This is a genomic window from Flavobacterium sp. FlaQc-28, from assembly GCF_044007415.1.
Lineage (GTDB): Bacteria > Bacteroidota > Bacteroidia > Flavobacteriales > Flavobacteriaceae > Flavobacterium.
The window spans coordinates 1,302,230-1,310,449 of record NZ_JBIPCM010000001.1 but is presented as its reverse complement, the minus strand read 5'-3'; the positions used below and the strand labels follow the sequence as shown (position 1 = coordinate 1,310,449).

The window sequence follows — 8,220 nt, the reverse complement described above, 5'->3', positions numbered from 1 at the left end:
CGCTGTTGCGGGTGCAAAAGTACCACCTTTATTCAGTTATACAAGCCTTTTTACCAAGTTTTTTTGATCTTTTTTCAAACTTTTTCTTAACTCACTGATAACAGATTCTTTACAGATCATCTTTTTTTAATATTACGTAAGATTTTTCTACATTACACTGTCTTTCCTCTATTTTTTCATCTTTTACCTCCTCCTATTTTGCAGAGTTTTTAGCCCTTTGAGCTGTTCTTTAATGAAAAATCAAAGTCTGGAAGCACCGCTTCTGCCATTTTTAATCCCAACGAGCATCGTTTTCCTTCTCTGATTTCATTTTTCTTGATATTTTCTTCTGGAAACTCGTGCCCAAGCCCCGATAGAAGCAAAAGATTGAAACGGATAGCGAAAGAAAACTACTTATAAATACTAATACCGAAAGTATTTCAGTTCCCCAAAATAAAACAAACCTTTGCTCTTATATATTATAGTCACATTTTATACTTATATATATGCATAAAAAACAAACCCGGCAAATTCTGAGAATTTGCCGGGTTTGTTTTTCAAAGTCACTTAGAAGCTAATCATAACGAATAGCTTTAACAGGAGAGATCTTTGTTATCAAATACGAAGGTACTATTAAGACTAAAAAACAAACTGAAATCGTCAACAAGTTCAATAATACAATATATCCCCAATTTAAATACACTGGTGCCTGATTCACATAATAGTTCTCGGGATTAAGCTGAACAACCCCGAACTGCTGCTGAATTAACAACAGAGCAATTCCAATTAAATTCCCCCAAAACAATCCTCTCACTATTAAGTAAAATGCATTGTACAGAAAAACTCTTCGAACGACCCAATTATTCGCACCTAAAGCTTTTAAAATTCCAATCATTTGTGTGCGCTCTAAAATAAGGACTAACAATGCTACAACCATATTTATAGTCGCCACCAAAATCATTATACCAAGGATGACAACTATGTTAAAATCGAATAACTGAAGCCAGTCAAAAATATAACTATACTTATCCGTTATTGTTTTCGCATCTAAGTTTGGCGGTATTTGTTCATAGATTTGATTACCGGTTTCTTTAATTTTACCAAAATCTTTTACAAAAACTTCAAATGCTCCTACCTGGTCAGGCGTCCACTTATTAATTCGCTGAATATGTCGAATATCTCCTAATATATAAGTAGCGTCAAAATCCTGAAATCCCGAAGTAAATATACCAACAATTTTAAATCGACGACTGTTTGGCAGTTTTCCCTCTTCTTCTTTAATAAAAAAAGTATTAAAACTATCTCCTAATTTTAAATTAAGCCTATTAGCCAAAAACTTTGATATAATAACATCTTCATTTAATTTTTTTGAAAAATCCGGCAAATGCCCTTCAACTAAATATTCTTTTAGGTTTTCCCATTTAAAATCTGCTCCAACACCTTTAAAAATAATTCCTTCAAAAGCATTTTCTGTTCTAATAATTCCAGCTTTACTAGCCACGGCTTGAATATGACTAACCTCTGGAATCGATTTAAAACTTGGATAAAAACTCTGAGTCTTTAAAATTGGAGTTAAAGTTGCTTCAGAGTTATTATTATCTAAATTAGAAATAATTATCTGCCCATTAAACATTGAAACCTTTTCACGTATCTTTTGCTGTAAACCAATTCCTGTCGCGACAGAAATAATCATCATAATCATTCCAATTGCAATAGCAGAAATAGCAATCTTAATAATAGGCGCCGATATACTGCTTTTATAATCTTTGGCAGTTATGAGCCTTTTGGCTATAAAATATTCTAAATTCAATTTATCAGTTCGTATTTAAACGTTTATTTTTTTCTTATTCTAATTATTCAAAAATACGTTTAAAAAAACGAAAATGAATAATTCAAAAACACTAAAACAACTTCCTATTCTTTACAGCGGAAGTTTTTTCTTCATTTCCTCTACAATATTGTAGGCCGCGGGACAAATCGCAACATTTTTTAATGTAAGATCTGAGATTTGATGAAACTTTTTACGATCTGTATGCGGAAATTCTCTGCATGCTTTTGGTCGCACATCATATATCATACAATAATTTTCATTATCCAAAAAAGTACAGGGAACACTTTTCAAAACATAGTCTTTATCTTCATCAATTCGAAGGTATTGATCTATAAACTGCTGTGGTTTTTGTCTAAATGATTTTGAGATTCTTTCAATATCAGCCAAAGTAAACAATGGCCCCGTTGTTTTGCAACAATTAGCACATTGCAAACAGTCCGTTTTTTTAAACTCTGCATCATGCAAATCCTGCATTACATAATCTAAATTCTTTGGCTGCTTCTTTTTAAGCTTATCAAAATACTTTTTGTTTTCGATATGCTTATCTTTGGCTAACTTATTTAAGTTATTTAAAATTTGTTTCAAGTTTAAAATTTAAAGTTGATCGGCAAAATTAAACAACTTTAAACTTGAAACCTCAAACTTTGAACTAAAATACAATGAAAGATCTTTTTGGGAAAGCGATCTACGATTTCCAAACCAATAATTCTCCGGAAGATATTATAACTGAAACTTCAATTTCTGAAGAAGACGAAATGAGCATTGAATATTTATTCCGTTCTTATAACGAAATGCCAAAATTAGAACAGAAAGCATTGCAATTAGCTCATGGAAAAACATTAGACGTAGGATGCGGTGCCGGAAGCCATAGTTTGTCATTACAAAACGATCGTAATTTAGATGTTACTTCCATTGATATTTCGGAGAAAGCAATTGAGACTTGTAAATTACGCGGATTAAGAAATGCTCATGTTCAAAATATTTTAGATTTTGAAGGAGAAAAATTTGACACGATTATTTTGTTAATGAATGGAACTGGTATTTTTGGAAAATTAGAAAATTGCAATAATTACTTAAACAAGTTAAAATCTCTCTTAAACCCGTCTGGACAAATTTTACTTGACAGTTCGGATATTATATATATGTTTGACGAAGATGAGGACGGAGGAAAATGGATCCCTTCAAATAATGATTATTATGGAGAACTAACTTTTAATATATCCTACAAAGGAGAAAAAGAAGATACTTTTGATTGGCTGTACTTAGATTACAACACGCTTCAAAATGCCGCCAATGCAAATGGACTAAAATGCGAATTAGTTTTGGAAGGAGATCATTATGACTATTTAGCTAAACTTACTCTATAACTTAAAAGATTATGACCAATGGAAAATTTAGATCTAGAAAAATTAAAATATCCTATAGGTAAATTTACAATTCCCGACACTTATACACCTGAATACATTTCTCATAAAATTGAGGAAATTGCAACTTTTCCTGAAAGATTAAAACAAGAAACGATTCACTTAAACAACGAACAACTGGATACACCATATCGCCTTGATGGATGGACTGTTCGCCAAGTAATTCATCATTGTGCAGAAAGCCATATGAATTGCTATATTAGGATCAAATGGGCTTTAACCGAAAACAATCCTGTTATAAAAGCTTATGACGAAACGCTATGGTCTGATCTGCCCGACAGCAAAATGATGCCTATCGAACCATCATTAAATTTACTGCTAGCATTACATTATAGATTGACCTATATCATGAAAAACTTATCGGAACTTGATCTTGAGAAATCCTTCATTCATCCTGAAAACAATTCCGAATATAGGATCAAGCAAATTATTGGAATGTATGCCTGGCACGGAAATCATCATTTAAACCATATCATAGCATTAAAAAAACACAAAAACTGGAATTAAGTAATCATTTACTTTTTCAACAGACAAAACAATAATCATTATAAAGCAAAAAAATCTCTTCATGCGAAGAGATTTTTCTATTTATGGTATATTTAGATACTTATGTGTTTGTAATGAAACTCTCCATTTTGGATTATTCATAACATAATCTACAATAAGAGGCGTCATTTCTTCTTTCTTACTCCACTCTGGCTGTAAAAACAGGATTGCATTATCATTTACCAGCTCAGCTTGTTCTTCTGCAAAAATAAAATCATGCCTGTTATAAATAATCACCTTTAACTCATGAGCATTTTCATAAACATCTTGAGTTGGCAGTTTATTCTTTTTAGGCGAAAGACAAATCCAATCCCAAGTTCCTGATAAAGGATACGCTCCAGAAGTTTCAATATGAACTCTAAGATTTTTCTCTTTTAGTTTACCCGTCAACAAAGTCATATCCCAAGTCAAAGGCTCTCCACCTGTCACAACAACAGTGTTCGCATATGTCGAAGCATTATCAACAATTACATCAATACCTGTTGGAGGATGTAATTCTGCATTCCAACTTTCTTTTACATCACACCAATGACACCCAACATCGCAACCTCCAATTCTGATGAAGTAAGCAGCAGTACCAGTATGAAATCCTTCTCCTTGAATGGTATAAAATTCTTCCATCAAAGGCAGCATTGCTCCTTTATTTACTTCTAATTGTATTTCTTTTGATAACATTATTCTAATTTAAAGTGCAAAGATAGTCAATTAAATACGGAACAAAAAAACCCGATAGTTCTCTTTGAACCATCGGGTTTTATAAATTAGTTTAAAGCTATATTATTTCAAAGCTTTCACTGATTGCGAAGCGTAAGCGTTTGCAGGATCTAAAACTAAAGTTTTATTGAAATATTCAACCGCTTTTACTTTATCAGTATTAGCATAACTTGCACCAATACTATTGTAAGCCTCAATCATTTTTTTCACTGTAGCAGGTTTAGCCAATTCTTCAGCTCCTTTTGCAGTAGTTCTTGTGATATATTCTTCGTAGTTTTTGATAATTAAATCATCTTTCTCTAACAAGTTATTGATTCTACCTTTATATAGGTAAGCTTCATCATAAGTTGGAGAAGCAACTAAAATTCTATCAAAAGCTTCTTCCGCTTTAGCTAATTGCGCTGCGTCTGCTGCTCCATTAGTTTTATTTGCGTTTGCATAGTAAACAGAAATACCATAGTACACATTATCATCTAAATAATTTTTAGATTCTTTATTAAGAGCTCCAAATTCAAAAATAGCTGCTGCTTGTGCAAATTGTTTTTTACCAAACAATCCTTTTCCTAATTCATTAAGTTCTTCAACTACTAATGGCTCTAATTCAACTGCCTTTTTAATATCAGCAATACCTGCATCAAACGAAGCCTGATCTACTGCACCTTCAGCATTTGTTCCTTTTTTTATTTTAGACAGACCTAAATACATATAATCACTTCCAATAACTTTATTAGTAGGAACTTTAACGTAGTCTTCTAGAGATTTAATTGCTACTTCAACATTACCGTTCTCGTAAGCTGCATAACCTAAATATCTAAAAATTCTAGGATTAACTTTGTCTTCAGCAATCATTTTATTAGCAACAGTTTCTAAGCTTTTATAATCTTTTACCAAGATTAAGAAATCTGCATGACGCATTTTAGAATCTAAAGAATAATCTGTTAAGCTTAAGTATTTCTCGTAGTTTGTGATTGCATGCTGTAAGTTAACTTTTGCTGTAGAAGGTTTGTTTCTTCCCCATTTGTAGTAAGTCTCTGCTAACTCTCTATAAACTGGACCATAATTTGGATTCAAAGCGATAACTTCATTAAAAGATTTAATCGCTTCATCGTATGATTTTGCTCCTTTTAATAAAACTCCTAATTGCATTTTAGCTCTCAGAAGTGTAGGATCTGCTGTAAAAGCATCACGGTAAGCTTTGTAAGCTTCATTTTGATTATTAGCTCCATAATAAGCATCACCAATAGCCAAAAGCGCACTTGCATTTTGAGGATCGATCAACAATGCTTTTTTCAAACTAGCAACAGCATTTGTATAATCAGGATTAACTGAATTAGTATATGCTTTACCAATGTAGATAAATTCATCTACATCTTTACGTTTCATATCTTTAGTAGCCAAAGTAAAATTAGCTTGAGCTCCAGCAGTATTTTTATTATCTAATTCTAATTGTCCTAAACCAATATAGTTTAAGTTTTTCTTATCTGATGCTTCAATTCCTTTTGAATAATAAATTTTAGCAGAATCAGCAACTCCTTGATTTAAGTATACGTTTCCTAAAATGAAATCTGCTTCACCATCAGACGGTTTATCTTTGATAATTGATTTAAGCAATGATTTTGCTTTTTGAAATTGCTCAGCATCAACTGCCTTCTTAGCTTCTTTAACATCTTGCGCTTTTACAACAGAAGCTGATGCAACAAATGCAAGACTGAAAATTTTAAATTTATTCATCTTTAGTGTAATTAATTTATTCGTTATCTTTTAAAAGTTCATTTCTTATTTGAAGTTTTCTACCAGGCGTTTTTATTGGTAATAAACCTGATTTTAAAACTATACGCTGTCCAATATCTCCGGCAATAAACGAACCAAAGCCCATTCCTAAACCATTATATCCTTGACAGTTTATAATAAACAATTCACGTGCCAAAGGATACTTTACTTCAGCAAGATCATTTTGTGTTGGACTGTAATACTCATTACTATTTAATCCTTTTACACTTAAAACATTAATTTTTTTCACAATGTCAACCATATTTGGAGACGGCTGTGACAACCAATTAACTCCAACCACGCCAATCATTCCGTCATTTTCAGAAACAAACTTAATTACTTCTTCATTTGTTTTGAATGAAAAAACGTTTTGTGAAGGAACATTTTTAACTTTAGCCAATTCTTTCATAAATCGAACTGTACTAGAATTTGGGTTATCAAATACAAGACCTTTAATCCCCGTATTAGAATTACCCTGCATAAAATCAATTACCGTTTTCAACGCAATTAATGTATCATTATTGTTTTTACTCTTAATAAAAGCGATTGCATCAGTTGCAAAAGGAGTTACACGAGGTTTTATTTTACTTTTTTCAAACCTTGCAAGTTCTTCTTGAGACAAATTTCTTGCCGTTACTGCCACTTTAGTTTTCTGATTTAACAAATCATTTATTACCTCTGCTTCAGATTCTGGCTTAACATTAATTTTAGCGCCATAATAAGTACCCTCAAAAACAGCCACCTGATCATCAACGATCGGCTTCACCGTTTCGTCAACTGCAATATCTAACGACCCTTTCAAAATTGTTTCTTTACCAGATTCATTCTTACTTTTTTGGTTACACATGGCAAACAAAAAAACAAAAACCACCAGACCTAAAAACTTACTATATTTCAGCATAATTATTCTGCATTTGAATTAATTAATCTTAAAAAACGTATTGCTGAATAAACAATAAGCAATCCGCCAAAAGCATATCTGTATTTTGGCTCCATGTCTAATGGAAGTTTTTCCCAAAACATGATCATTAAACCAAGCACAAGATATATTAAAAAAAACAGTATTCCTAAAACAAGAAGAAATCGCTCTTTGAGCGATTTCTTCTGAATATTATTAAGCATATCTTTTAACATTATTCTGCAGATTGAATAGTAATAGGCAGAGAGTAAAGAACCCTAACTTTCTTACCATTTTGCTCGCCAGGAGTCCATTTTGGACATTTTTTAAGAACACGAATTGCTTCTGCTCCTGTACCGTAACCGATATCCCTTAAAACTTTAATGTCGGTTAATGAACCGTCTTTTTCAACTACAAAAGTAACGTAAACTTTACCTTTTAAACCTTCTTCTTCTGGAGTTTTATAATTGTTTCCTACGAATTTGTAGAATTTCTCCATCCCTCCAGGGAAATCAGGTTTTACTTCGATACCAGCTGTGTTATATACACTGTTATCTTCTTCTACTACCTGAGAAACAGGCCCTTTACCTACTGGCTCATCAACAGTTAAAACTGCATCTGGATCTCCTTTAATAGTTTCAGAACCCACTTTTTTATCTTTAAGTTCTTCAATTTTAGGAGGATCTTCGGTAACTTCATTTGCCTTAGCAACAACCGGCTTCACAAATTTTACCTGATCCACTTTTGGTGGCGGAGGTGGCGGTGGCGGTTGATTTGGCTTAATTTCCTCTTTTGGCTTGGGAGGTAATTTTACTGTAGCGATTTTAATATCGTTATTTACGTCCTCATCAGATGAGTCCGGTAATAGGCTAACAATAAGAGGAGCCGCAACTGCTAAGCTAAAAATAACAGAACCTATGATAAGTGCTTTTACCGTAGTCTTTCCATTCGCTTTTCTTAACTCATATGCGCCATATATCTTATTACGACCTTCGAATACGATATCAAGCCACTGATTTTTAATAATATCTAATTTCATTTTTCTTGATTATTAGGAT

The 8,220-nt window shown here is 32.4% G+C and carries 9 protein-coding genes; 2 read left to right on the top strand and 7 right to left on the bottom strand.

Annotation, left to right across the window (positions count from 1 at the left end):
- Nucleotides 1–553: 553 nt before the first annotated feature.
- On the bottom strand, nt 554–1,789 hold the full coding sequence (locus ACHRVL_RS05915; protein WP_395411064.1) for an ABC transporter permease: 1,236 nt from the start codon (nt 1,787–1,789) through the stop codon (nt 554–556).
- Between the two features lie 111 nt (nt 1,790–1,900).
- Entirely contained in the window at nt 1,901–2,395 is a 495-nt protein-coding gene (locus ACHRVL_RS05910) for a YkgJ family cysteine cluster protein (protein ID WP_089054237.1), read from the bottom strand.
- 74 nt (nt 2,396–2,469) lie between these two features.
- Here ACHRVL_RS05910 and ACHRVL_RS05905 point away from each other — a divergent pair, with 74 nt between their 5' ends.
- Nucleotides 2,470–3,177 (top strand): class I SAM-dependent methyltransferase, encoded by a 708-nt coding sequence (locus ACHRVL_RS05905; protein WP_395411062.1) that lies wholly within the window; start codon nt 2,470–2,472, stop codon nt 3,175–3,177.
- Between the two features lie 18 nt (nt 3,178–3,195).
- The gene (locus ACHRVL_RS05900; RefSeq protein ID WP_395411060.1) at nt 3,196–3,741 is read left to right on the top strand and encodes a YfiT family bacillithiol transferase; all 546 of its coding nucleotides are present in this window, start codon (nt 3,196–3,198) and stop codon (nt 3,739–3,741) included.
- A gap of 81 nt (nt 3,742–3,822) precedes the next feature.
- Here the strand turns inward: ACHRVL_RS05900 and ACHRVL_RS05895 are convergent, their stop codons facing one another.
- The 5 genes from ACHRVL_RS05895 to ACHRVL_RS05875 form a co-directional block, all read right to left on the bottom strand.
- Nucleotides 3,823–4,455: a 7-carboxy-7-deazaguanine synthase QueE gene (locus ACHRVL_RS05895; RefSeq protein WP_395411058.1), complete on the bottom strand. Its 633-nt coding sequence runs from the start codon at nt 4,453–4,455 to the stop codon at nt 3,823–3,825.
- A 102-nt stretch (nt 4,456–4,557) separates the two neighbouring features.
- Complete coding sequence (locus ACHRVL_RS05890) at nt 4,558–6,225, bottom strand: tetratricopeptide repeat protein (protein WP_129052955.1); 1,668 nt, start codon at nt 6,223–6,225, stop codon at nt 4,558–4,560.
- 16 nt (nt 6,226–6,241) lie between these two features.
- Nucleotides 6,242–7,165 carry a PstS family phosphate ABC transporter substrate-binding protein gene (locus ACHRVL_RS05885; protein WP_395411056.1) on the bottom strand — a complete coding sequence of 308 codons (924 nt, stop codon included), beginning with the start codon at nt 7,163–7,165 and terminating at the stop codon, nt 6,242–6,244.
- Between the two features lie 2 nt (nt 7,166–7,167).
- Nucleotides 7,168–7,398 carry a hypothetical protein gene (locus ACHRVL_RS05880; RefSeq protein WP_089054243.1) on the bottom strand — a complete coding sequence of 77 codons (231 nt, stop codon included), beginning with the start codon at nt 7,396–7,398 and terminating at the stop codon, nt 7,168–7,170.
- Nucleotides 7,398–8,201: an energy transducer TonB gene (locus ACHRVL_RS05875; protein ID WP_370433390.1), complete on the bottom strand. Its 804-nt coding sequence runs from the start codon at nt 8,199–8,201 to the stop codon at nt 7,398–7,400. Before ACHRVL_RS05875 ends, ACHRVL_RS05880 begins: the two co-directional genes overlap by 1 nt.
- Between the last annotated feature and the right edge of the window lie 19 nt (nt 8,202–8,220).